This window comes from Vibrio sp. OPT24 (assembly GCF_015163545.1).
GTDB lineage: Bacteria > Pseudomonadota > Gammaproteobacteria > Enterobacterales > Vibrionaceae > Vibrio > Vibrio cyclitrophicus.
The window spans coordinates 937,452-962,819 of record NZ_JADDYI010000053.1; the positions used below are offsets into that span (position 1 = coordinate 937,452).

The 25,368-nt window shown below is 43.0% G+C and carries 26 protein-coding genes; 15 read left to right on the forward strand and 11 right to left on the reverse strand.

The features are described 5' to 3' along the window. Nucleotides 1-17: 17 nt before the first annotated feature. The 3 genes from IQO02_RS17805 to IQO02_RS17815 all read right to left on the reverse strand — a co-directional run bounded on the left by IQO02_RS17805 (nt 18) and on the right by IQO02_RS17815 (nt 2,294). The gene (locus tag IQO02_RS17805) at nt 18-665 is read right to left on the reverse strand and encodes a DsbA family oxidoreductase (protein ID WP_102282460.1); all 648 of its coding nucleotides are present in this window, start codon (nt 663-665) and stop codon (nt 18-20) included. A gap of 180 nt (nt 666-845) precedes the next feature. Then, nucleotides 846-1,643 (reverse strand): Cof-type HAD-IIB family hydrolase, encoded by a 798-nt coding sequence (locus tag IQO02_RS17810; protein WP_102282461.1) that lies wholly within the window; start codon nt 1,641-1,643, stop codon nt 846-848. A 78-nt stretch (nt 1,644-1,721) separates the two neighbouring features. Then, nucleotides 1,722-2,294, reverse strand: a complete 573-nt coding sequence (locus IQO02_RS17815; protein ID WP_016789949.1) for a TetR/AcrR family transcriptional regulator — start codon at nt 2,292-2,294, stop codon at nt 1,722-1,724. A 140-nt stretch (nt 2,295-2,434) separates the two neighbouring features. Between IQO02_RS17815 and IQO02_RS17820 the strand changes: the two genes are divergently transcribed. From IQO02_RS17820 to arsB, 3 genes are all read left to right on the forward strand, one after another. Then, complete coding sequence (locus IQO02_RS17820) at nt 2,435-2,959, forward strand: HPP family protein (protein WP_016789950.1); 525 nt, start codon at nt 2,435-2,437, stop codon at nt 2,957-2,959. 134 nt (nt 2,960-3,093) lie between these two features. Next, nucleotides 3,094-3,435, forward strand: coding sequence for an ArsR/SmtB family transcription factor (locus IQO02_RS17825; protein ID WP_016789951.1), 342 nt, complete (start codon nt 3,094-3,096; stop codon nt 3,433-3,435). Nucleotides 3,436-3,540: 105 nt separating this feature from the next. Beyond that, nucleotides 3,541-4,596 (forward strand): ACR3 family arsenite efflux transporter, encoded by a 1,056-nt coding sequence (gene arsB / locus IQO02_RS17830; protein ID WP_010431781.1) that lies wholly within the window; start codon nt 3,541-3,543, stop codon nt 4,594-4,596. An 83-nt stretch (nt 4,597-4,679) separates the two neighbouring features. Here the strand turns inward: arsB and IQO02_RS17835 are convergent, their stop codons facing one another. Then, the gene (locus IQO02_RS17835) at nt 4,680-5,567 is read right to left on the reverse strand and encodes a LysR family transcriptional regulator (RefSeq protein ID WP_010431782.1); all 888 of its coding nucleotides are present in this window, start codon (nt 5,565-5,567) and stop codon (nt 4,680-4,682) included. Nucleotides 5,568-5,693: 126 nt separating this feature from the next. Here IQO02_RS17835 and IQO02_RS17840 point away from each other — a divergent pair, with 126 nt between their 5' ends. The 6 genes from IQO02_RS17840 (at nt 5,694) to IQO02_RS17865 (ending at nt 13,045) form a co-directional block, all read left to right on the forward strand. Continuing rightward, nucleotides 5,694-6,125, forward strand: coding sequence for a PACE efflux transporter (locus IQO02_RS17840; RefSeq protein WP_010431783.1), 432 nt, complete (start codon nt 5,694-5,696; stop codon nt 6,123-6,125). A 497-nt stretch (nt 6,126-6,622) separates the two neighbouring features. Beyond that, the gene (locus IQO02_RS17845; RefSeq protein ID WP_010431784.1) at nt 6,623-7,474 is read left to right on the forward strand and encodes an MIP/aquaporin family protein; all 852 of its coding nucleotides are present in this window, start codon (nt 6,623-6,625) and stop codon (nt 7,472-7,474) included. Between the two features lie 59 nt (nt 7,475-7,533). After that, nucleotides 7,534-9,060: a glycerol kinase GlpK gene (glpK, locus tag IQO02_RS17850; protein WP_010431785.1), complete on the forward strand. Its 1,527-nt coding sequence runs from the start codon at nt 7,534-7,536 to the stop codon at nt 9,058-9,060. Nucleotides 9,061-9,322: 262 nt separating this feature from the next. Further along, nucleotides 9,323-10,108: a DeoR/GlpR family transcriptional regulator gene (locus IQO02_RS17855; protein ID WP_010431787.1), complete on the forward strand. Its 786-nt coding sequence runs from the start codon at nt 9,323-9,325 to the stop codon at nt 10,106-10,108. Between the two features lie 269 nt (nt 10,109-10,377). After that, a complete protein-coding gene (gene glpD / locus IQO02_RS17860; RefSeq protein ID WP_193838624.1) occupies nt 10,378-11,937 on the forward strand; it encodes a glycerol-3-phosphate dehydrogenase in 1,560 nt (519 codons plus the stop codon). Nucleotides 11,938-12,235: 298 nt separating this feature from the next. Then, entirely contained in the window at nt 12,236-13,045 is an 810-nt protein-coding gene (locus tag IQO02_RS17865) for an SDR family NAD(P)-dependent oxidoreductase (RefSeq protein WP_065100706.1), read from the forward strand. Nucleotides 13,046-13,148: 103 nt separating this feature from the next. Here the strand turns inward: IQO02_RS17865 and IQO02_RS17870 are convergent, their stop codons facing one another. The 4 genes from IQO02_RS17870 to IQO02_RS17885 all read right to left on the reverse strand — a co-directional run bounded on the left by IQO02_RS17870 (nt 13,149) and on the right by IQO02_RS17885 (nt 16,944). Continuing rightward, the gene (locus IQO02_RS17870) at nt 13,149-14,045 is read right to left on the reverse strand and encodes a LysR family transcriptional regulator (protein ID WP_010431794.1); all 897 of its coding nucleotides are present in this window, start codon (nt 14,043-14,045) and stop codon (nt 13,149-13,151) included. A gap of 163 nt (nt 14,046-14,208) precedes the next feature. After that, nucleotides 14,209-14,445 (reverse strand): YdcH family protein, encoded by a 237-nt coding sequence (locus IQO02_RS17875; RefSeq protein WP_010431796.1) that lies wholly within the window; start codon nt 14,443-14,445, stop codon nt 14,209-14,211. A 596-nt stretch (nt 14,446-15,041) separates the two neighbouring features. Further along, a complete protein-coding gene (locus tag IQO02_RS17880) occupies nt 15,042-15,737 on the reverse strand; it encodes an aspartate/glutamate racemase family protein (protein ID WP_016789953.1) in 696 nt (231 codons plus the stop codon). 223 nt (nt 15,738-15,960) lie between these two features. Then, nucleotides 15,961-16,944: an HAD family hydrolase gene (locus IQO02_RS17885; RefSeq protein WP_022571084.1), complete on the reverse strand. Its 984-nt coding sequence runs from the start codon at nt 16,942-16,944 to the stop codon at nt 15,961-15,963. A gap of 241 nt (nt 16,945-17,185) precedes the next feature. On the opposite strand from IQO02_RS17885, the gene nfsA reads away from it, so the two are divergent. Continuing rightward, nucleotides 17,186-17,908, forward strand: a complete 723-nt coding sequence (nfsA, locus tag IQO02_RS17890) for an oxygen-insensitive NADPH nitroreductase (RefSeq protein ID WP_010431802.1) — start codon at nt 17,186-17,188, stop codon at nt 17,906-17,908. An 89-nt stretch (nt 17,909-17,997) separates the two neighbouring features. Here nfsA and IQO02_RS17895 read toward each other — a convergent pair whose 3' ends face one another. Together IQO02_RS17895 and IQO02_RS17900 are read right to left on the reverse strand one after the other, a co-directional pair. After that, nucleotides 17,998-19,530: a phospholipase D family protein gene (locus IQO02_RS17895; protein ID WP_010431804.1), complete on the reverse strand. Its 1,533-nt coding sequence runs from the start codon at nt 19,528-19,530 to the stop codon at nt 17,998-18,000. A 137-nt stretch (nt 19,531-19,667) separates the two neighbouring features. Beyond that, complete coding sequence (locus IQO02_RS17900; RefSeq protein ID WP_010431815.1) at nt 19,668-19,946, reverse strand: hypothetical protein; 279 nt, start codon at nt 19,944-19,946, stop codon at nt 19,668-19,670. A 93-nt stretch (nt 19,947-20,039) separates the two neighbouring features. Between IQO02_RS17900 and IQO02_RS17905 the strand changes: the two genes are divergently transcribed. Then, the gene (locus tag IQO02_RS17905) at nt 20,040-20,537 is read left to right on the forward strand and encodes a hypothetical protein (protein WP_102282462.1); all 498 of its coding nucleotides are present in this window, start codon (nt 20,040-20,042) and stop codon (nt 20,535-20,537) included. Between the two features lie 204 nt (nt 20,538-20,741). Then, complete coding sequence (locus tag IQO02_RS17910) at nt 20,742-21,032, forward strand: putative quinol monooxygenase (protein WP_010431820.1); 291 nt, start codon at nt 20,742-20,744, stop codon at nt 21,030-21,032. A 126-nt stretch (nt 21,033-21,158) separates the two neighbouring features. On the opposite strand, the gene IQO02_RS17915 is transcribed toward IQO02_RS17910, so the two are convergent. After that, complete coding sequence (locus IQO02_RS17915) at nt 21,159-22,040, reverse strand: LysR family transcriptional regulator (RefSeq protein WP_010431824.1); 882 nt, start codon at nt 22,038-22,040, stop codon at nt 21,159-21,161. 281 nt (nt 22,041-22,321) lie between these two features. Between IQO02_RS17915 and IQO02_RS17920 the strand changes: the two genes are divergently transcribed. From IQO02_RS17920 to IQO02_RS17930, 3 genes are all read left to right on the forward strand, one after another. Further along, complete coding sequence (locus IQO02_RS17920) at nt 22,322-23,506, forward strand: MFS transporter (protein ID WP_010431827.1); 1,185 nt, start codon at nt 22,322-22,324, stop codon at nt 23,504-23,506. Nucleotides 23,507-23,893: 387 nt separating this feature from the next. Continuing rightward, nucleotides 23,894-24,652, forward strand: coding sequence for a helix-turn-helix transcriptional regulator (locus tag IQO02_RS17925; protein ID WP_010431830.1), 759 nt, complete (start codon nt 23,894-23,896; stop codon nt 24,650-24,652). A gap of 31 nt (nt 24,653-24,683) precedes the next feature. Continuing rightward, nucleotides 24,684-25,328 carry a response regulator transcription factor gene (locus tag IQO02_RS17930; protein WP_010431833.1) on the forward strand — a complete coding sequence of 215 codons (645 nt, stop codon included), beginning with the start codon at nt 24,684-24,686 and terminating at the stop codon, nt 25,326-25,328. The last annotated feature ends 40 nt before the right edge of the window (nt 25,329-25,368 follow it).

Below are 25,368 nucleotides of genomic sequence, written 5' to 3' on the forward strand. Positions count from 1 at the left end.
TGATATCAATGATCGGCTTATGATTCAGCAATAAGTTCTTGAAGAATTTGCTTGTACGTTTCTACCGTCTGAGCACCTGTTACCGCACTTTTACGATTGAATACCACTGTTGGCACCGCTGAAATACCCATGCGTTGCCATTCAAACTCTTGAGCTTGGATTTTCTTCAAGTTATCGGTATTCTTTAGACGCTTCAATGCCTTATTAGAATCCAAGCCAACCGCTTCAAGTTCTTGAGCAATAACCTCAAGATCAGACAGATCTTTTTCTTCTGTAAAATGGGCATGAAAGAAACGTAGCTTTAACTCAGTCTGCTTGCCATACGCTAGCGCAAAGTCGAGAAGTACATGCAGATGACGTGAATTCACCATTCTCATACTTTCATAGAAGTCAAAGTCGAACCCAACCGCTTTACCACGATCCACGATCTGCTCACGTGAACGCTGACTCTCTTCTGCGCTAGAACCGTATTTTCTCATGATATGGTCTCGCATGTTTTCACCCTCTTGCGGCATATCAGGGTTCAGCTCAAACGGCTGCCATTCAAGTTCAATTTGACCTGCCAAGCTAAGCTCAGCAATGGCTTGTTCTAAGTTTTTGTAACCGACCACGCACCATGGGCACATTACGTCAGAAATAATATCGAGTTGAAGTTTATTGCTCATCATCATTCCAAATGTCGTTAGTAAAGTGTATCCAATTCAAAGTGAATACCCATCTTTCTGATTAGACTACAACAAGCTGAACACTCGTTCAAATTTAACTCAATTCAACATTACCTAACAAAAAAGCCAACTCATACTACCGAGTTGGCTTTGATAAAAATATGATTGAGCTTTACCACATTACGCGAGCAGCTTCTCTAGCACTTGGAACACACCTGCATCGATGTTACTTGGCGCACCAAAACGAGCGATCTCTTTCAGCTTAGGGTGTGCGTTTTCCATCGCGTAAGAGTGGTAGCTCTCTTTAAGCATTTCCAAGTCATTTAGGTAATCACCAAAGCTCATGGTCTGCTCGTAAGTGAAGCCTAACGTGTTTTGTAGATGCTTAATCGCCGCACCTTTTGACGCTTCAGCGTTCATCACATCCAACCAAATTTTTGCACTCACAACCACTTGGTAGTTCTCACCGAATTTGGCATCAATAGTTGGGTTCACTTTCTCTTGTGAACCGTCGAAGTGACAGATAGCCACCTTGATGAAATCGTCTTCTACCGCCAGTAAGTCTTCTACTTGCTCTCGGCGATGGTAGTACTTAGAGATCTCCGCCAGAGCACGCTCATCTTTGGTTTCGATGTACGCTGATTTCTTACCACATAGCACTACATGCGCGCCTTCAATCGCACGCGCTTCTTTAATGATTTCTTTGATGGCATCAGTATCAAGTAAGCAGCTGTAGAGCTCTTGGCCTTTGTGCATCACTAATGTGCCGTTTTCAGCAACGAACATCATGCGATCTTTTAGCGGGGAAAAAGTTTCCATCAAGCTGTAGTACTGGCGGCCCGATGCCGCAGCAAAAATGATGTCTTGAGCTTCTAGTCGCTCATAAAGATTGAAGAATTCTGGGTCTAACTTTCCGTGTTCATTAAGCAGAGTGCCGTCCATATCAGCAGCGATAAATTTGATGTTCTGTTGTGGCATTTCAGGGCTTACCTATAAGTAAAGATTAAAGTGTAAATTATGATTTTTCGTTATCTTGTGTAACGGTTCTGCGTTCGATTATATCGCTAGAATAGCCAGTGAATGCAATGCTTTTCGGTAGGCTTGTCTGTTTGAGTCTGACTTTGAATCAAGCTGACCAAATTCACCTCTTACAATAAGTCCTTCGATAAAAGTCATAACCGATTCACTGCGTAATTCGAGTATTGCAGTGTCGACTTCTTCATTACCTCTTAACACATCACGAATGCTATTTTTGAGCCAAACCTTGTGCTGTCGCGAGAGCATCGCAATGTCATCTTCAGACTCTTTAAATTCAGCCAGCGCGTGCATGAACATACAGCCTTTAAAGTCAGGTTGTTCAAACCATGCAAGGTGCCAATCTAACAGCGCATCGAGTTGGTTTTGTAATCCAGAAGTTGATGATAGTGCCGCTTCTAAACTCGACTCGAAACGCTGATGACGCCTTTCTAACACGGCTTCAATCAGCTTGGTTTTCGATCCAAAGTGGCGGTACATGGATGTTTTGGAAACCGCTGCCTCATCTCTAATCATATCCACCCCAACAGCGGTATAACCAAACTGATTAAACAACGATTCTGCTACATCCAGAATCAGATCTTTTTTACTCATCGTTCATCAACCTCGACTCGCTCTGAAATCGTAGAGCTCAATTTCTCGTTGCAAGAAGTGTACAGATCTGTATCATCCAAATCAAACAGTACAGATCTGTACACTTTCAATAAAAAACAGAAAACGAAGAGGAAACGATTATGATCAGCAAACTATCTGGTGGTGGAGCCCTTCCTCCGAAAGCAAGCATAAGCCAGCTTGTTAAAGGTTTTATTGGCGGTACGCTCGGTATCTTAATCTTGTGCTTATTAGCAGAAAGCTCTGGGTTCCCGTGGTTAATGGCTCCATTTGGTGCGACGTGCGTACTGCTGTTTGCGGTGCCAACATCGCCGTTAGCTCAACCTAGAAACGTCATTGCGGGTCACTTTATTTCGGCTGCTGTGGGCTTAATCGCGTTATATGGCTTTGGGGATTCTTATTTGACCATGGCAATCGCTGTCGGCTCATCCATCATGCTAATGCAATACTTTCGTGCGGTTCACCCACCCGCTGGCGCTAATCCGATTGTGATAGCTTTAGCGGGTACCACGCATGTGGATTGGACGTTCTTATTCACTCCCGTATTAGTAGGCAGCATCGCTTTGATTGGTATCAGTGCGCTATTGAATAACAGCGATTCACAACAAAAGTGGCCGTTATACTGGTTTGGTTCATCCAAGTCTTAGTCCATTGAATTTCAATGATAAATATGGATTTTGACATCCAATTTAAAAGCAAATTGAAAGATCATATTGACCCTTATATAAAATGGGCTTACTATTAATCGTCTTTTAACGATTATAGAAAGCGAAACATCAATATGAACGAAACTTGCCCTACAACTGGTGGCTGTGCTCTACCAATCGGACATGGTGATGCCGAAGCTGAAACGCAAATGGCGGCTCTGGCCAAAGCGCTTGCTCACCCGGCAAGAGTTCGTATATTGAGTATCCTTTCAACGCTAGAAAAATCGGGGGGCTGCTTGAACAGCGACTTGGTTAGCGAATTAGGTTTGGCGCAATCAACAGTATCAGAGCACCTAAGAATCTTGAAAACCTCAGGTTTCATCACTGCTGAATCGATACCACCGAAGATGTGCTACCGCATTAATCGAGATAAGATTCAGCAATTTGAGACGCTAATCGATACCATTCTAAAATAGATTCATCGCGCTTAGTTTGTCGAATACAGAACAAACTAAGCGTATTTTTTTGTTTTTAAATATCGTCTTTCGACGATTAACGATATCAACTAAAGAGAAAATATCATGAAACCAAAGTTAGGTTTTCTAGATCGCTACTTAACACTGTGGATCTTTATTGCGATGGGGCTTGGTGTTCTGCTTGGCACCTTGTTCCCACAGATCGAACAGTGGAATGAATCGATGTCGGTTGGTACTACCAACATTCCACTTGCGATTGGCCTTATCTTAATGATGTACCCACCTCTGGCTAAGGTTGACTACAACCTGTTAGGCACCGTGGTCAAAGATAAGAAAGCCATCAAGCTATCTTTAATCATGAACTGGTTAGTTGGCCCAATTCTAATGTTCGTGCTGGCACTGACGTTCTTGGGTGACCACCCTGGTTACATGGTGGGTGTCATTCTGATTGGTCTTGCTCGCTGTGTGGCGATGGTTCTGGTTTGGAACGATATCGGCGGCGGTAACAAAGAGTTCGGCGCAGCATTGGTTGCATTGAATAGCGCATTCCAAGTGGTGAGCTACAGCTTTATGGCGTGGTTATTCATCAGCGTTCTACCACCTGTATTCGGTTACGAAGGCATGATGGTTGATATCTCGATGATCGATATTGCACACAGTGTACTTATCTACCTAGGTATCCCATTCCTAGCGGGCTTCTTAAGCCGCAAAATCCTTGTGTCGATGAAAGGCGAGCAATGGTACAACGATGTGTTTATTCCACGCATCTCTCCAATCACACTGATTGCACTACTAGCCACTATCGTTCTAATGTTCAGCCTAAAAGGCGAGATGATTGTAGAACTGCCAATGGACGTATTGCTGATTGCGGTTCCACTGACTATCTACTTCACAGCGATGTTCTTCATCAGCTTCTTCATTGGTAAGAAGATGGGTATTGAATACGACAAGAACGCATCAATTGCATTCACAGCGACAGGTAACAACTTTGAGCTAGCGATTGCCGTTGCTATCTCCGTATTCGGTATCAACTCAGACCAAGCGTTTGCTGGTGTTATCGGTCCACTGATTGAAGTACCTGTGTTGATTTACCTAGTGAACGTGGCGCTTAAGATGAAAGGCAAGTATTACAACGGTCAAACCGTAAAACCTAGCATCTAGCACTAACAAAAAACTGCATCACACAAAACAGAAAGGCTCACACGTTAAACGGTGAGCCTTTTCTTTATTCAGTTTCGTCCAGTTTACGTTTCGTCCAATAAGCCTTTCAGGGCCTGTTCAAGCCAAAGTAATGCAGGACCTTTCGAGCGTGTTTTAGACAAAACAAGATCAACGGGTGGCGACCATGTTTTGTGATCGAATGAGACATTAATCTCTACTAAACGTTGCTTATCCAACTCCTCTTCGACAAGGTGTTTGGGTAAATAAGCCCAACCAATATCACTGCCGAGCACCACCTCTTTGATAACAATAAAGCTGTTTGACCACCATACCTTTCCGGCAATCAGCGGAAACTGATCCATCACCTTACCTTTGTCTCCCCTCAACATTAACTGACGATGCGGAAGTAAGTCAGAGAGTTTCGCAACACCTGTTTTTGCGAGCGCATGACTTGGGTGACACACAGCAATAAACGGTAAGTGACCGATAAAACATGGCTCAGATCCGACGTCAAAAGCCAAGTTGGTAAACATTAATCCAATGTCAGCCCTCTCTTCGATAATCAACGGATTAACCTCTGTTGTGGTACACGCCACCAGTTCAACTTCAGTCGCAGGGAACTGTTTACTAAACTCACTTAGGATTTTAGATAGGTTCGGGACCAATAATGAATCATCTAATGCAATTTTAATGAGTCCTTCTTCACCGCTCCCCATCGCATTAACCGTCACATTCAGGTCTTCAACCTGAAGCACGATTGCTTTGACCTGTTTAAATAACTGCTCGCCCGCTTTGGTTAGTGAGGGCTTTCGAGTCGAACGATCAAAAAGCTTAACATTAAAATCTATTTCAAGATTACTGATGCCTTGGCTCACCGCCGATTGCACTTTTCCAAGTTGGCGAGCACTTGCAGAAAATGACCCTAATTCAACGGCATACACAAACATTTTTAGCTGTTCAATGTTGTACATTCGGTATCTCCCAACACTTACTATCACCATATGTGATGATAACTATCTTTATATTATCACTTAAATAGATATTATCTAAACAAGTCATTAGCTCATAGAGGCTAGAAAATATAAAGAGAGTAAAAGATGTCACATAAAGAACGCATGTTACACATGGTGCTATTTGAATTAGCAGCTTTGATTTTGATGGCAGGGCTTGCAACTTACATAACTGGGGATGGCGCGGGGAAAATGGCAGGATTGGCACTCGCTATGTCTTTAATCGCAATGGCTTGGAACTATGTTTACAACTACGGCTACGACAAGGTATTCGGAGCAGACCGCAGTAAACGAACCAAGAAAACACGCGTACTACATGGACTAGGTTTCGAACTTGGCTTGATGACAGTAACTCTACCTGTCTTGATGTGGGTCCTGCAGCTCAATTTCTTAACTGTACTGATCATGGACATTGGCCTAGTGGTTTTCTTCGTGCTGTATGCAATTGGCTTTAACTGGGTGTATGACTCGGTTCGGGATTACTTTGTCGCTCAAGGAAAAGTCCGTGCACTAAGTTAATCAACCATTCGATCGCTCATGCTTAGTTCTTGAATGCTCAAGTGATTAACTGCTTAATGCTTAATGCTTAGAAAAGAAAACCAAAAAAACGAACTACCAAACCACATCGGGTTTGGTAGTTTATTCATTTAGACAATATCGCCTTGTTTGTTAACGCTTTTCTAACATATTGAGAACGCTACAAAGTCCACAAAATTTCAGTTTAATAATCCACCATCCACGAAGTACCGTCACAAATCCCAACAGAAGGCTCCTCGTACCAGTTGTGCATTCACTTACATACAGGTAGTTTTAGCGACCACGGAACATATCAATTCGAGCAATGACGTTCATGCGAGCTTCTTTTTCGAACAAAAGTGTTCGGATTAACATTTCAAGTGACTTTAATTAACAAATTTATGCTCAAACGCTCACTTTTAATGTTCGTTTGTTTTCGAGTTCGCAAATATATGCACAATGCACGTGCTAGATAAGCAAAAACTAACAAGGACTCGAACATGACAACAAACAAACACCCTTCTTTATTCGGGCAATGCCTAGCCGAATTTATCGGTACAGGCTTGCTCATATTCTTTGGCGTTGGCTGTGTGGCGGCACTGGTATTAACTGGTGCAACATTCGGACAATGGGAAGTCAGCATTATTTGGGGCTTCGGCGTAGCAATAGCCATTTACTGTACAGCTGGCGTTTCTGGCGCTCATATCAACCCTGCAGTGACTATTGCCTTAGCAATGTTCCACGGTTTTGATAAAGCAAAAGTTGTGCCTTATATCATTTCTCAGCTACTTGGTGCATTCTGCTCTGCGGCATTGGTTTACAGCCTGTACAGTAACCTATTCACCGACTACGAAATTGCACATAACTTCGTACGTAGCAGCCAAGATGCACTATCAACAGCCGGTATTTTCTCAACATACCCACATGCTTCACTTTCTTTCTTTGGCGCTTTTGCTGTGGAATTTGTGATTACTGCTGTTTTGATGTTCGCTATCTTAGCGTTAGGTGATGAGAACAACGGCGCATCACGCGGCGCAATGAACCCTCTACTAATTGGTGTACTGATCGCGGTTATCGGTGGTTCTTTAGGTCCACTAACTGGTTTTGCAATGAACCCTGCTCGTGACTTTGGACCAAAACTGTTTGCTTACTTTGCAGGCTGGGATTTCGCACTAACAGGTGCTCGTGATATCCCTTACTTCATCGTACCAATCCTTGCTCCAATTGCTGGTGCCTGTTTTGGTGGTTGGTTATACCCACGAGTTATCGGTGCTTACCTGCCAATTGAAGGCCAAGGCTGCACCATTCCAAACCAATGTGATACAGAAGAAGCTGAACAAGCTCAAGCTTAATCCCTAAGCGCCCCTACATTTACTAAAATATAAATAACAAGACAAAAAGGATTCTTACCATGACCGAGCAAAAATACATTGTTGCCCTAGACCAAGGCACCACAAGTTCTCGCGCTGTAATCCTCGATCACGATGCAAACATCGTTAGCTCTTCTCAAAGAGAATTCACTCAGATTTACCCGAAAGCGGGTTGGGTTGAACACGATCCAATGGAAATCTGGGCAACTCAAAGCTCTACATTGGTTGAAGCACTTGCTAAAGCCGGCATCCGCAGCGATGAGCTAGCGGGTATTGGTATCACTAACCAACGTGAAACCACCATTGTTTGGAACAAAGAAACAGGCAAACCGGTTTATAACGCAATCGTATGGCAGTGTCGCCGTACAGCAGACATCTGTGAAGACCTAAAAGCGCGTGGCCTAGAAGACTACGTACGTGACAATACTGGCTTAGTCCTTGACCCGTATTTCTCAGGTACAAAAGTAAAATGGATTCTAGACAACGTTGAAGGCGCTCGCGAAGACGCTGAAGCTGGCAAACTACTGTTTGGTACGGTTGATACTTGGTTGGTTTGGAAGATGACTCAAGGACGTGTTCACGTTACGGATTACACCAATGCGTCACGTACTATGTTATTTAACATCAACGACCTATGCTGGGATAACAAACTGCTAGACGAAATGGGTATTCCAGCGTCAATGATGCCTGAAGTAAAACGTTCTTCAGAAGTTTACGGCCAAACGAACCTTGGTGGTAAAGGTGGTACTCGTATTCCAATCGCAGGTATTGCAGGCGACCAACAAGCCGCTCTTTACGGTCAAATGTGTGTAGAAGCAGGCCAAGCTAAGAACACTTACGGCACAGGTTGTTTCCTTCTAATGAACACCGGCCAAGAGAAAGTCACATCTAAGAACGGCCTGTTAACAACACTAGCATGTGGCCCTAACGGCGAACCAGCTTACGCACTTGAAGGTGCGGTATTTATGGGCGGCGCATCAATCCAATGGCTACGTGATGAAATGAAGCTACTGGCTGGCGCAGAAGATTCTGAGTACTTTGCAACGAAAGTAGACTCGTCAAATGGTGTGTATGTTGTTCCTGCCTTTACTGGTCTTGGCGCGCCATACTGGGACGCTTATGCTCGTGGTACGATTGTTGGCCTGACTCGTGGTGTGAACTCGAACCACATCATTCGTGCAACGCTGGAAGGCATTGCTTACCAAACTCGCGACGTATTAGACGCAATGCAAGCTGACTCTGGTATTAAGCTAGCCAACCTACGTGTTGATGGGGGCGCAGTAGCAAACAACTTCCTAATGCAATTCCAATCAGACGTATTGGATACTGAAGTTCACCGTCCTGAAGTAACAGAAGTAACGGCATTGGGTGCTGCTTACCTTGCGGGTCTAGCGGTTGGTTTCTGGGGCAGTATTGATGAGCTTCAAGATAAAGCCGTACTAAACCGTACGTTTATGCCACATCACGATGAAGAAAAACGCAACCGCCGTTACAAAGGTTGGAAACGCGCAATCAAGTGTGCGCAAGTTTGGTCTGAGCTTCACAATGAAGACGAAGGTGAAGACTAGTCCAAATGCCCAGACTAAAACTAAGATACGAATAAACCGGTTATTCGAGTCTCAGTAAACGAAACCAAAAAGAGCACAATCTTGTGCTCTTTTTTGCGTTTCAGTGGTTATTTCTACATTTTGAGCTTCGTTTTTGCGGTTTAGACATGATTCCTTACCATCATTACTTCTCTCTGAGTATCAATTCGAGCACAATAGCGCGAGGTGATATTTAGAATTAAGTGCGCTAAAACACAGCAGCGTGCAGGGAGTGGTAAGTAAAGTGAAGCAAATACCAAGACACCAGCAGATAGTCGACCTGGTTAAAACACAAGGGTATGTGAGTACCGAAGAGTTGGTAGAGAAGTTTGATGTAAGTCCTCAAACCATCAGACGTGACCTAAATGAGCTCGCTGACAGCAACAAAATTCGTCGCTATCATGGCGGTGCAACCATTCCTTTAAGCTCAGAAAACACCTCTTACAACACGCGTAAAGCACTTAACTTTAACGAAAAAGACGTAATTGCGGATGAATTGGTTAAGCATATTCCAGATGGCGCAACTCTATTCGTCGATATCGGAACTACACCAGAATCCGTTGCCCGAGCACTAAACAAAAACCACAAACAGTTACGAGTCGTGACCAACAACATCAATGTAGCAAGTATCCTTCTGCCGAACCCTGAGATTAAGGTTATCTTGGCGGGCGGCGAAGTACGAAACCGCGATGGTGGTATTGTCGGTGAAGCGACACTCGATTTTGTAAAGCAGTTCCGTCTCGACTTCGGTATCTTGGGCATCAGCGGCATCGACTTTGATGGTTCACTGCTTGACTTTGATTATCATGAAGTTCGCGTAAAACAAGCGATTATCGATAATAGCCGCAGTATTTTCTTAGCGGTCGATCACAGTAAATTTGGCCGTAACGCGATGGTTAAGCTTGGTAACATATCTCAAGCGCACATGGTATTTACCAACAAGCAACCACCAGAAGAGATTCTCAACATCCTTAAAGATTCTGCAATACCATTAGAAGTGATCGATACCGCTCGTCCTATGAGCGTATAAATCAAAAAATAACTCAGTGACGCCACTTTCTTCAATGAATCACGATTCTTTATAGAAAAGTTAATAAAGTAAAACTTGCTCGCTGTCACTGTCGCTTCTATGCTCGAATTAGACTTATTTGAACCTCTGCTTTCATAAGCAGAGGTTTTTTTATGCACAAATCACATAAAACGCTCATAAACGAAAATAATAAATGACCGCAAACGAAAGTTAATATAGGATTCAATTATGTTCTAAAATGCTCGTTCGCTCAGAAAGAGGTCAAAACCATGAGTGCTCAACAAAATAATTCAAAAAATAGTACATCTTCCACTTTAGACTTGATCGTGATCGGCGGCGGCATCAATGGTGCGGGCATCGCGGCAGATGCGGCAGGTCGAGGTCTTAACGTTGGTTTATACGAGGCGAATGATTTTGCTTCTGCTACGTCATCGGCGAGCTCAAAGCTAATTCACGGTGGCTTGCGTTACCTTGAACATTACGAGTTTCGTTTGGTTTCGGAAGCACTTGCTGAGCGTGAAGTTCTGCTAAGAAAAGCACCTCACGTTGCACAACCAATGCGCTTCCGTTTACCTCATCGACCATTTTTGCGCCCAGCTTGGATGATTCGCTGTGGCCTATTCCTTTACGATAACTTGGGTAAACGCACCACGCTTCCAGGAAGTAAGACAGTCAACTTAGCAAAATCAGGTCTATTGAAACCAGAAATGAAGACGGGCTTCGAATACTCAGATTGTTGGGTTGATGATGCGCGTATGGTATTGCTCAACGTTCTAGCGGCTAAAGAGAATAACGCAGAAGTGCGTAACTATTGCCGAGTTGAAAAAGCGCATCGTGAAGGTGGAATCTGGCATGTAACGATCCACGACGTAATGACGGATCAACGTTTCGAGCGCAAAGCGAAAGCGCTAGTGAACGCTGCCGGCCCTTGGGTTAAGCAATTCTTTGATGACGGGCTAAAACAGGCTTCTCCTCGAAATATTCGTTTGATTAAAGGTTCGCACATTGTCGTGCCACGCATTCATGACGAACCACAAGCCTACATTCTGCAGAACAAAGATAATCGCATTGTGTTTATGATCCCTTACCTAGATAAGTTCTCGATCATTGGCACTACCGATCTTGAGTACAAAGGCGACCCACGTAAAGTAGAGATTAACGATGAAGAAGTGGATTACCTAATTGATATTGTTAACCAGCACTTCGTACAACAGTTAGCGCGTGAAGATGTAGCTTGGACTTACAGTGGCGTAAGACCGCTTTGTGATGATGAATCGGATTCACCACAAGCGATCACTCGTGACTACACACTGGAATTAGATGCCGAGCTAGACCAAGCGCCACTACTTTCGATCTTCGGCGGCAAACTAACCACCTACCGTAAGCTAGGTGAAGCGGCGCTTAAGAAACTCAACCCTTACCTAACCAACATGGGCGCTCCGTGGACGGCTAACGATACCCTGCCAGGTGGTAACTTCAGCTGCAGCAGAGAACAGCTCGCTAAGATGATCCACACCAAGTACCCTTGGATATCAGAAGCACTGTTACTACGTTATGTGACTCAATTTGGTACTTACACTTGGAAGCTGCTGGAAGGTGCAACGAGCGAAGCTGATCTTGGTATCCAATTCTCAAGCGAAGCACACGGCGTTTATCAAGCTGAGATCGATTACTTGATCAATGAAGAGATGGCACTAACAGACGAAGACATTTTATGGCGCAGAACCAAGCTTGGTCTGTACTTAAGTGAAACAGAGCAGCATGCAGTTTCTAGCTACTTAAAAGAGAACCTTGAAAGCACTGTGGTGAACTTTTCTCAAGTCGGTTAGTTCTTCTAGCAAAACCATCTGCTCCTGAATATAAATAATGACAAAGCTTAGCGCTCCCCACGCTAAGCTTTTTTATTGTCTACTATTCCGATCTAAGAGCTCGATCAGATAAACCTCTCGATTGATCGTCTCCTTCACACTGACTGAGGCTTTGTTCATTCCCCTATTTTCAACAAAAACTAAATAGTGTTTTATTAATCTGCTGGATTATCAACTTTACAAAAGGTTGCTATTCTTTATCTCAACGAAACATTCAAAAACGCTCGCGATGTCAGCGCTTTAATAAGGAATCTATTCCATGCAAAAAGTTATCCTGATCACTGGCTCTACTGATGGTATCGGCTTCGAAACTGCAAAAGTACTCGTTCAACAAGGCCACCACGTTTTATTGCATGGACGTAACCCAAGCAAACTCAAAAACGTTGAGCAACAGCTTGTGACGCTCTCGACTGAAGCGAAAATTCAAAGCTACGTAGCAGACTTATCGGTTCTGGCAGAGGTCGATACGTTGGCCGACGAAGTGATTGCTGAGCACGATAAGATTGATGTACTGATTAACAACGCTGGCGTGTTCAACACTCCGAACCCAATAACTAAAGACGGGTTAGATGTTCGTTTTGCAGTGAATACGGTTTCGCCTTATCACCTAACCAAACGTCTATTGCCATTGCTCGGTTCATCTAGCCGAGTGGTGAACCTATCTTCAGCGGCACAAGCGGCAGTAAGTATTGAAGCTCTCGAAGGGGAAAAAACGCTTTCTGATGGTGATGCTTACGCACAAAGCAAACTGGCGATCACCATGTGGACTCGTAAAATGGCAAAAGAATTAGGTTCAACAGGGCCGATGGTTGTTGCAGTAAACCCGGCTTCCTTATTAGGCAGCAAGATGGTGAAAGATGCGTACGGCATTGCAGGCGGCGACCTAAGCATTGGCTCTGATATTCTAGTTCGCGCCTCATTGTCTGACGAGTTCGCACAAGCTGGCGGTCAATACTTCGATAACGACAACAATACCTTTGCTAACCCACACCCAGATGCAATTTATGGTGATAAATCACAGCAAGTTGTCGCTAAAATTGATGAGATCATCGCGGCTACGCTTTCTTAATGACAGCTACGCTCAATTGATTTTCTGATTCTAAGCAAAAAGCCCTGTTTTTCTAATGCATTAGTTTAGAAACACAGGGCTTTTTCTCTAAATCTATCTGACTCTACTTTTGTTCCCAATATGGCGGGTTACCATAATACTCAGAGAAATAATCAATGAAGGCTCTCACCTTTGGTGCAATCAACCTTGAACTTGGGTACACCGCCCAAATCGCAGGTTCTGACGTTAAAGAGTAGTCTTCCAATATTTTAATCAATTGACCGTTTTTCAGTTGCTCATACGCACACCAATTTGATGTCACCGTGATACCCAACCCACCAATAGCAGCATCACGCAGGGCTTCTCCATTATCAGCCCTGAGCGATCCAGATGCCTTAATCGTTTTAGGCCCGTTTTCGGTATTGAAGGTCCAGTTTTCTAAGCCAATCAAACTAATACACTGGTGGTCATTAAGATCTTGAGGCTTGGCAGGATTGCCGTATTTGATTAGATAATCTGGCGATGCGCACACAACACGTTTGTCTCTTGCGAGCTTTCGAGCAATGAGTGTCGAATCTTTCAGTTCAGAGATGCGAATCGCGATATCGAAACCACCTTCCACAAGATCGACCATGGAGTCTGACAGTCTCAAATCGACTTTTAGACCAGGGTAACGATCGAGAAATCCAGGCAATGCAGGAACAAGATGCAAACGCCCAAAAGACGCAGAGGCCGTAACGCGCAATGTTCCGATTGGTGAATCACAGCCCACACCGACTGCCGACTTGGCAGCATCAACACTCGATAACACCTCTTCAGCGTGAGGTAAAAACGCTTCACCTTCTTCTGTTAAAGACACCTTACGAGTCGTTCGGTGTACCAGGCGAACACCTAAATTATCTTCAAGTTTACTGATGTGCGAACTAGCAACCGCAGGAGACAAACCAAGCTCCTGGCCAGCCATACTGATGTTATGTGTGGAAGCTAAACGAACAAATAACTTAAGGTGTTCAATATTCATACGATTACCAATGAAATCTTAAAAATCCTTTGTTAATAGACCACATTACTTGCCAAAAACATAGCAATGTAATATTTATGAACGTTTCATTTTGGCCATATTATTGAACTAAAAAAACTCCCGAAGGAGTTTAACAATTTTAAAACGATGTTATCTCGATCAACTAAGCTACTAAGCGAGCATGCAGCGCGTCTTTAAGTACAGAACGATCATGTTTTAGCTGGTGCATCGAACCGTCATCAATGGGTGAATCTTTCAGCTCAAGCTTACGAATCTCTTTATCAAGGTTGTCGTATGTCTTCATATCTTCAGCAAATCCATCGTCAGTTTTAACAAGCTCAGCAATTTTATCTTTCATTTCAGGAAATTCGTGAACAAGAGAATGATTTTCACCTAGCATAGAAACCTCTTAAGTTGAGTAAAGTGATTGGTATTAAAAACATTTCATTATTAACCTTAGCAAGTGGTTTAAATAACAAATGAGATCCAGTACACAGCATAGAATATAGACAATTCTGATTCAAAAATGTACAGCACCCATCCACAAAACAGATGGATTAGTTTTGAATAAAAGAAAACCTCACGTAATCGTAAGGCTTTAAAGAGGTCTTTCTAATAAGTGGATAGCTAAAGAGGTGTTTCCAAAAAGGAGCTAGCTACTACACCCTCTCGTATCTATTTTATTCATGTGATCATGTGATGATGTGTCAGAGCCCGTCGATTGGCATCCTGCCACGAATAACAGCGTCACAGATAAGATAAGCCATTTCATAATAAATCCTCTTTTGTTCATGACTGAAGCATAGTGCTTATTAGCTTAGATACCTCAGCCATTAACTAAAGTCTTACGCATAAATAAAGCCTTGGTTAATGAACAAAGTATCTTCTCATTAATTAACGACCTGCTTTTGTACAAAAAACTTTCACTCATCCGAATAAAAATCACACAAAAACGACAATAAAGGCTGCATTGAGGTCGAAACGAGGGTCTAAAAACTAGTTTCCAAGCGCTAAACGGACCGCTGCGTCTGCATGGACTGACGTGGTATCGAGCAAAGGAACATCAGTGTGTTGTTGCTGAATCAGCAGGGCGATTTCAGTACACCCTAGAATAACGGCCTCAGCACCTTGCTGGCTTAGCTTCTCTATAATTTGACGGTATACATCACGAGACTCTTCTTTTACTTCGCCTCGACACAACTCTTTGTAAATGATGTTGTGCACTTGTTCTCGGTCGCTTTCATCAGGAATCACAACACCGATACCGAATTTATTGACTAGGCGAGCTTTATAGAAATCTTGCTCCATTGTGAAAGCCGTACCTAATAACCCTACTTTTTTAACACCTTGTTCAAGCAGTATTTGCGCGGTGGTATCAGCGATATGAAGGATAGGAATAGTAATCTTTTCTTCTATCTCAGGTACGACCTTATGCATGGTATTGGTACAAATAAGGATAAAGTCCGCTCCGCCTTTCTCAACCGATAAAGCCGCGTCCGACAAGATGTTAGCCGTCTCTGACCAACGTCCTTGGTGTTGTAGCCTTTCGATTTCATCAAAGTTCACGCTGTACATGCAAATTTTTGCAGAGTTAAGGCCACCAAGATTGGCTTTAACACCTTCATTAATGGATTTATAGTAACTCATTGTCGACTCCCAACTCATTCCGCCGAGCAAACCGATCGTTTTCATATTCCTGTCCCTTTAGATTCCGACTAACCCGATTAAATCGTTATGCGTTGCAAATTTATAGTACGTTCTTGCTTAAAGCGAGCCCATAACACCTTACTCCTTTCAAACCATTCTTTCCAAACCATTGCTTTCAAACCGTTTATTCCAAAAACCTCCGTTCATAAAAAAGGCTCGAATTAAGAACCCGAGCCTTTGTTGCTTTTGACCAACCAAAGTTTTGGCGTTAGTACACCTCACACCAATCTGACTTCATATCGATCAGTGTCCAGTCATCTCTTGAGCTCGCTTCGTCTAATGCTTTGTCGAGTTGCCCAACATGAGACTCTCGGTCGTACTTCCACTCACGTTCGCCATCAGTGTGATGAACAATCATAGCCATTGAGTTTGGTTGGCTGGTTGCCCATTGCATCATCGCTTGATCTCCGTCTGAGTTCCCGACAGCTAGAATAGGCTTTTTACCTATAATATGCTGAATATTCGATACTTTTCCAGCTTTGTCATCGATGGTCAAAATGGAAGAGTCTTTAGTGACCGTCGGTTTACCATCGTTATAGTTGTAATTGTATTTAAGCGCGCTGCCGATAATCTGTTCAGAAGGAATGTTGTAAGCCTGAGGAGCCCATGCTCTCATAAAATCAACGCCTCCTCCCGATACAATGTAAGTTTTAAAGTCATGCTCTTGTAGGTAAATCAGCATCTCTTTCATTGGCTGGTAAGTCAGGTCTGTGTAAGCTTTATTGAAACGTGCATCTTTTGCTACCGCTAACCACTGCTCAACATCTTTTTGGTATTGCTCAACTGTCATGCCAGAATGTGTCGCTAAAATGATTTTGAGTAACCCTTCTTCACCACTGCCAAGAACGCTCTCAATATCCCCTTCTAGTACAAACTTAAACGGTACTTCCGTTTTCCATTCAGGATGCTCAGAAGCCAACTCTTTTACACGATCTAGTGCAAAGGCTAATTGGAAGTAGTAAGGCTGTTCTGACCAAAGCGTACCATCGTTATCGAACACAGCGATTCGATCTTCAATCGCCACAAACGCCTCGGACTCTGTTTGGGTGGCTTGCCCAACAAAATCTACGATAGCGGATTTGCTTTCACCATCCTTCCAAGAAGGCAGCAACAAAGGATCACAATCTTTAGCAAAAGATGAAAAGGAAAAGCTCGATAAAATCACAACTGACAAAAGGGATATTTTCTTCATAGCAACTACCATGTTGTTGAATTGATTATAGGGTTCACTTTCATTCATCCTAGTTTGTCTATCGCGATTTTCCACTTATGGATACTATAACCGATGTTTATGTTGCGATTTGAACAGCAGAAGTAATGCTTCAGCATTAAAATTTTCAGCTCACACAAGATTGCTTTGTGGTTTACCCCAACGACAAATCTCGTTATGGTGATTTGTCATATCATCATAAAACAAGGACTGCCTGAAAATTATGAACAGCACGATTGAGACCATTTTGGGGCACCGCTCCATTCGCCAGTACACGGGCCAACCAATAGAAAAGCAACAACTCGACATGATTGTTCAAGCAGGCCTTGCTGCATCGTCGTCGAGCTTACTACAGGCTGTTTCCATCATTAGAGTCACAGACAACGAGAAGCGCAAGCTGCTAGCGGAATACGCAGGTAACCAAGCTTACGTAGAAAATGCAGCCGAGTTTTTGGTGTTCTGTATCGACTATCAACGTCACGCTAAAATTAACCCTGAAGTGAAAACCGACTTTACTGAGCTGACTCTGATTGGTGCGGTCGACTCTGGCATCATGGCGCAAAACTGCATGTTGGCTGCAGAGTCTCTAGGTTTGGGTGGTGTATATATCGGTGGACTGCGTAACAGCGCACAACAAGTCGATGAACTGTTAGAACTACCACAACACACCGCCGTGTTGTTCGGGATGTGTTTAGGTCACCCGGCACAGCAACCAGAGGTTAAGCCTCGCCTTCCTGCTCACGTAGTAATGCACGAAAACCAATACCAACCGCTAAGCCTAGACGAAATTGCCAGCTACGATGATTCGATGCAGAGCTACTACGCAAGCCGTTCAAGTAACCAAAAGCAGAGCAGTTGGTCACAACAGATCACACAAAAGTTATCTGGTGAGTCTCGACCACACATCCTTCCTTACTTGAACAGTAAAGGACTGACCAAGCGATAAACTGCTCACACTCGATATTCAGAAAGCACAATAAAAAATGTCAGCGCAATATACGCTGACATTTTTTTGTTTATACGGTACTGGTTTTGCTACAGATATTTCTCAATCGGTAGCAATTGTAGAAAACCGGATTGCATTCTTTCCCACTTACCTGTCTCAGGTTCGCTGTCCCAACTTTGCTCACCGGAATACCAATACACATCACCGTCTTCCAGTTCTAGGCGCCAGCTATTATCTTCATTCATTGCTTGTTCAATGGTTTCTGCTAGTTTTTCGGCAATGACTTTATTTTCGATGATTAAAACCGATTCCGTGTTGAGATACGTAGAGCGCAAATTGAAGTTAAATGATCCAATGCTCGCAATACTACGGTCAAATACTACCGATTTAGCATGTAAGCCATAGGCCGTCTCCGGAGCACATTTAGACACATCTTGGGTAGATGCTTCACAAAGATTAGATTCTGGTTTTAGCTCAAACAGGTCGATACCATGATCTAACATGTCGTAGCGGCGACCCGCATAAGCAGAATGATTAGTCACCAGATCATTAGACGCCATAGAATTGGTAAGCGCCTTTATTTCAACGTTGTTGCTACTCAGAGATTGCCACTCATCAAGTTGTCCATCATCAAACACTAGGTAGGCAGACTCTAGCAAGATTTCGTGTTCAGACTTACGTGCTAGATCCGCAAGTAACACAGCCGTTGCTTTAGGTAAATTAGTATCATCTGAGTCGATAGGGACTGGGGGATCGTAAACAAAACGGGCATTGACCCAAGTCATTTGACTCAAGACACTTTTTAACAATTCAGTGCTCGATTTACCGTCTTCTGGCAATTTAGGGTAGTTCAGATAATGCGGAGCAGCGATGTCGTTCATCAATGAAATATCAGGCTGTTCTTCACCACCTAACATATCAACAGGGTAAGACCAACGGCTATTCCAATACTCAATAAAACTCGCTTGGATAGTGGTTACCACAGAGCCCATGACCATCACGTCGCGATCTCGAAAATTGATTTCGTCAGAGAGGTCAAAATATTCATCGCCGATATTACGCCCACCAACGACAGACAAAGTGCTATCTACAGTAAACGACTTGTTATGCATGCGACGGTTTAACCGAGAAAAGTCCCCCAAAAAACTCAACCATTTGCTGAAGCCACGACGTGTTGGCGTTGGATTAAAGATGCGAATCTCAATGTTAGGATGCGCATCCAATGCCGATAACAAACCTTCACGTTCATTGAGGTTAATATCATCAAGCATCACTCGAACTTTAACACCACGGTCAGCAGCGGCTAACAAACGACTGGCTAGGTAGCTACCCGATTCATCAGAATTCCAAATGTAGTATTGAATATCGATGGTATGTTCAGCCGATTCAACCAGTGCCAATCGCTGAGCTAGCGCATCCCAGCCAGATTCTTGTAAGCTAACGGCCGTCGTTCCTTGCTCAACAGACTCAGGTTGATAATCCGCAGCTAAGACCGACAAGACACTGGATGAGGGGAAGGTTTGCGGTTCTGTTGGATGATCAATGCCTTCAGGGAGAGAAGAGCACCCACCTAGAATAGCAATTAAAATTAGGGTTAAACTAATGCGTTGGAGCACGGGCATGTATTGAACTTCCTTTCAACGATGGCTTTCAGGGTGCGCAGCCATTCCTATTTACCTATTGATTATTGCTGCTATTACCTGAAATTTATAGGTAATTATCAAGGATAAATTGAAAGCCCAGCAATTAAAGCAACAAATCACTTCAAATGAGTCAGCCCTAAACAGTATAAGCCTAGTGGTTTTTCGACCATTTCGACGGTAATTTCAGTTCTGTCTTGATTACAGTTCAGTGCTAAAGCGTAGCCATGCAAATAGTCCACTAGCAAATGAAGCGCATTTTCAGTTTGCTCTGAGGTCAGATTTAAAGGGTGTACTACTGCTTCAAAACGTTCGCTAAACACTTCTACAGGACCAAGAGATTTCATTGTCAATAAGGTTTCTAACAACCCTCGATACTCATTCAACACCGGAAACATTGTTCACGCTACATAACGTTTATCGTCCCTACACAAGCCTCCCCTAAAGTAGTACCCTTTATCATATTTCATCCTTAATGGTATCTGGATCTCATGAAGCTTTTAGTCGATCGAACAGGCGAACAATTTTTAGAAATTCTAAATGAATCTGGAGATACACTAACGGTTCAATTCATTAGCAACGAAGGTAATCGAAAGGGTAAGCCGTTCCAAGATAACTTAAGTGGATTATTCCTCACGGGGTGGAAGCCGCGCACCACTTCAACCGCCATCGGATTAGAACGCTTTAAGCAAGGCAAGCTTGAAGATCCCAAAGTGAGTTTCGCATTGCACCAACTCTATCCACTGGGTCGAGACGTAAAATTACCTTCCGGTGATATCGCTACAGTCGCAAGTTACGCCAATACTCATAGCGATGGTTACTATATGTTTGTGCGCCTCAACGATGAGTTAACACGACTCAAGATTACGCCCGATTGGGAACTGCAACCTTCATTCCAGAGGTTGGCGTTACCTTATTACCCAGCCCCAAGAACGAAAGAAGAACTCGATATCATTGATGATTTTGATGCATGGGCGGGCGGATTTTAACGATTATTAGCTTGTCTGGCATCATAAGTTAAACCGTTATTATCAAATTATTTTTGATAATAATTCAAATACACCACTATTTATCGTTTCTAATATTCCTACTATTATTTATTCATCGACACAGGCACTCCGTCAAACAGAGAGTTGCTCAGTGAACAAAGAACAATCCACTATTAAGTGAATGAAATAATAAAGGTAACGAACATGACTCAACTGACTATCATCGCAAACATCGTCGCTAACGAAGACAAAATTGAATTGGTTAAAGCCGAGCTATTAAAACTGATTGATATAACTCGTACGGAAGAAGGTTGCATCAACTACGACCTTCACCAAGACAATGAAAACCCAGCGCATTTCACTTTCTATGAAAACTGGACGTCTCGTGAACTGTGGCAACAGCACATGGGTAATGCCCATCTTGCTGAGTACATGGCAGCAACGGAAGGTTGTGTTGCGTCATTCACGCTCAATGAAATGACTAAAATCGCTTAAATACTGATTCCAAGTTATCTGCTACTGGATAACACGCTTACAATCAATTGATTTTGATTTAAAAGCCCCGCTGCACGTCAGCGGGGCTTTTTCATTTAAGCGTATATAGTCGTCAATCAGCCTTAGTTAGAGCTTTAACCTTGGCTGTATAAAATCAATAAACGCCGAGATACGCTTAGAGACGGATGACGACTTATAGTAAACCGCATTCACTCGCTCTCGATCTGTGTTGGCAAGTTTGTCTTGCTCCAAAATAGGGACTAGGCGCCCTGCTGCTATATCGTCCTGCACCATAAAACCCGATAAACAAGCAATCCCATTTCCAGCTAATGCCAGTTGACGCACGATTTCACCATTACTGGCTGTTACAGTAGGCGGGATATAACTTTGGTTTGGCAAAGGCCAGTGATTAAGCACTTTGTTTCCTGCAAATCCCACAACTTGATGCGAACTCAAATCTTCAGGTTTGGTGGGCAACCCACGCTTAGCGAGATAATCAGGCGACGCTACAATATGAAGCAAACTTTTCCCTAACGGGCGGGCGTGCAGTGTTGAATCGGACAACTTACCGATTCGAATCGCAACATCAGTTCTCTTTTCCAGAAGATCAACGAAGCCCTCGTTGGAAGTGAGTTCCAATTCAATATCTGGGTAAGCCTCTTTAAATGACTGCACCAAAGGCACTAGCTGATGGAATACGAATGGACTGGCGGCATCAACTCTTAAACGACCTTTTGGCAACTCACCGCGCGACACAATTTCTTCTTCTGCGCTCTGGATCACCTGTAACCCCAACCTTACTGAATCAACAAACTGCCGCCCTTCCTCTGTCAATTCCACTCGTCTCGTTGTTCGGTTGAATATTGAGACGCCGAGTTGCGACTCAACCTTACTCACCGAACGAGACACCTTGGCAACCTGTACATCCAACGCCTCTGCCGCCGCAGAAAAGCCACCAGCATCGACGACGGTGAGTACCATTTCTAAATCATCTGAACGGGTTAGCATGATGCTCCTTCACTACTTTCATGTTGTTTAATGTCCTCTCGTTTGTGCTCATCACAGCTCAAATCATCTGTGTCTTTTCGATCTTATTAACTTAATCCAATGATCGGCTAACTCTCTAATTATTGCAAATAACACAAAGGTTATTTGTTAATGATGACATTTTTAACAAATATATTTTACTAGATAATCCCCGCCATCAGACGAAGCGCTCTTATCGCAGTAGCAAGCTGCCCCATGTTATCGCGCTCAATAATCAACACAGAACAGTAAGAGAGATGATTATGCCACTAGCACTATTTGCATTGACGCTCAGCGCCTTTGCCATCGGAACCACAGAATTTGTCATCGTGGGTTTGATCCCCACGATGGCGAGCGACTTGAATGTATCTCTGCCATCAGCAGGCCTATTAGTCAGTTTATACGCACTTGGTGTTGCCATTGGCGCGCCAGTATTAACGGCGTTGACCGGAAAATGGAACCGTAAGCTGGTACTGCTAGGCGTGATGGCCTTGTTTGTCGTCGGCAACTTACTGGCATGGCAAGCACCAGGCTACAACACATTGATCGCTGCTCGTATTTTGACAGGCCTTGCCCATGGTGTGTTCTTCTCGATTGGATCAACCATCGCGACCGGTTTAGTTTCAAAAGATAAAGCAGCCAGTGCCATTGCGATCATGTTTACGGGTTTAACTGTTGCATTGGTAACCGGTGTACCACTGGGCACCTACATCGGCCAAACTTTTGGTTGGCAAGCGACCTTCTTGATCGTTGCTATTCTTGGCCTGGTAGCCCTTATTGGAAGCGCCTTCTTAGTTCCAAACAACCTTAAACAACCGCCAACCGCTAAGATTTCAACGCAATTAAAGGTTCTAACTCAGCCTAGATTACTGTTGGTTTACGCCATCACAGCACTCGGTTACGGCGGTACATTCACAGCCTTTACCTTTCTCGCTCCAATACTAGAAAACGTATCAGGGTTTGATTCAAGTTCTATCAGTTTAATCATGCTCGTTTACGGTGTATCAGTCGCGGTTGGTAACATCTGGGGCGGTAAGATGGCCGACAAAATGGGCCCAATAAAAGCACTGACCGTTATATTCTCTGGCTTAGCGTCAGTACTGGTAATCTTCAACTTTACCGCGGTAAACCCTTATGCATCGGTCGCAACCATACTTGTGTGGGGTGCATTTGCTTTCGGTAACGTTCCGGGACTACAGGTTTATGTAGTGAAACTGGCTGAGAAATACACACCTGACGCAGTCGATGTGGCATCAGGGCTCAACATTGCAGCTTTCAACGTAGGTATTGCATTAGGCTCATGGGGAGGTGGTTTGATTGTCGCAAAATCTGGATTAATGAACACACCTTGGATTGGGGCTATGATTGTCTTAATCGCGCTAGTGTTGACCCGAATTAGTGGTGCTCTAGACAATAAAAAACCAGCATTCCAAGCGACGAACCAATAACTCTAACCAAATAGCAACGATGAAATCTTACATCGTTGCTATTTTCTATCTTGTCTTATCGCAAATAAGAATCGAACAACATAAATAACACATCCTCGATTGAATTAAATTAAAAGATTATTAATTATAATTTGAGTAATAATTTATTATGAATCTTTTTTTGAATTTAAATACCCTTCCATATCGCCCTTCTAATATTGATTCAAATCAATTAATTGCTCAATAAGCATCCATTATTATAAAAAGTGGATTGTTTGTGGATTACTTCACCCAATTGGGTGATGATAAACCTATCATTTAATGACTAATATCAACCTTAGATAAACTCAAATGAAGCACCAAAATATATTCGAGTTATCGCTTGCAATAGGTTAAATGGATTGAGTTATGCAGATATCAGAATTGAAGATTCCACTAGAAAATGGACTTAATAAATCCCCGTCTGAATTCGAAGAAGCGATAAGAAATGGATTAACTACACTTGGAATTGAGCATGTCACATTAGTTATCTCATCAAAACCAGACTTCCCAGCCTTCAAATATATTGATGGTTTGTCAGATGGAGTCTCGCTGACAGAGGTAATCACAGACAATCTAGATGATTATCTCATGTTGATTTCAAAGAGCCGTAAAGGAAAAATTCATCACAAGCTAGATGACATAATGGACAATAGAATATTGGGTCATGACAAGCTCCCTGTCGCCCAAGATTATCTGAATTTCTATAGTATTTCTGAAAATCTACTTTACGAACATGGAATATCAATAATGTTTCATAGTGTCGATGAACTCCGGATTGATGAATTACGCCAGTTAAAATCAATATGTGACATTGCCATCGCTTGGGCAAATTCATGGGTCGCCCACCGTACTATGGTCTCACATTGGCGTAAATATTCTGAGCCAAAAACGGCCAACACGAGCCCGTCTTTGACTAAGTCAGAACTTGATGTGCTTGATCTACTGACTAAAGGATTGAACGGTACTGAGATCGCACAAACCCGTGATGTATCAAAAGAAACGGTTCGCAGTCAGATCAAGAGTATCCTGCACAAAACACAATGTAAAAACCAAAACCAACTGATCTCTCGATTTGGACAAGGGCAGTGGCTCATCAGCCCACCAATACGCTCTGCTTACACCTAATTCGCTTCTGCCGCCAAGGAAGGCTCAAAGTATGCAAAATAATCGACCAGCACCTTACACATGCTTGATCACTCGCAGCAACACCTTGTCGCGAGTGATCAGAGATTTATTGAAACTTTCTTTCCCACTCAATCAATTTCAAGTTATCGAATCTTATTCTGAACTTGACCCTGAGTATAAAGGCGTTGTGCTTTTAGACAGAAGTACGATACCGATGCCAGACAAGTGTGGTGTTTCAATTATCAATAGAAAAGATAAGTGGATCGCCATCAATATTAAATGCAGCGCTTGTTACGATTACCTAAAATTTGGCTTTTTTGGCCAAATAGAAGTGAATCATTTTGAATTTATTCCAAAAGCCATTAAATCTGTTCAAGAGGGAGAGCTTTGGTTCCCTAGACATATTATGGAAAGCTTTATTATTGACCTTTGTATCAGTAGCGTTTCTAAGAAATCCTATTCCATCACAGAAAAAGTAACATCAAAGTTTTTTTTAACAAAGAAAGAGCAAAGAGTCTTTGAATTAATGATTCAAGGTTTTTCAAACATACAAATAGCAAACGACACAAATGTCAGTATAAACACAGTAAAAACACACGCTTACAATGTGATGTCCAAGTTGAATGTACATTCTCGACATGAACTATTTGCTAAAGCTCATGAATTAACCGTTTAAAATTAGCACTCTTTTCATACTTATTTATTCAATATATCAC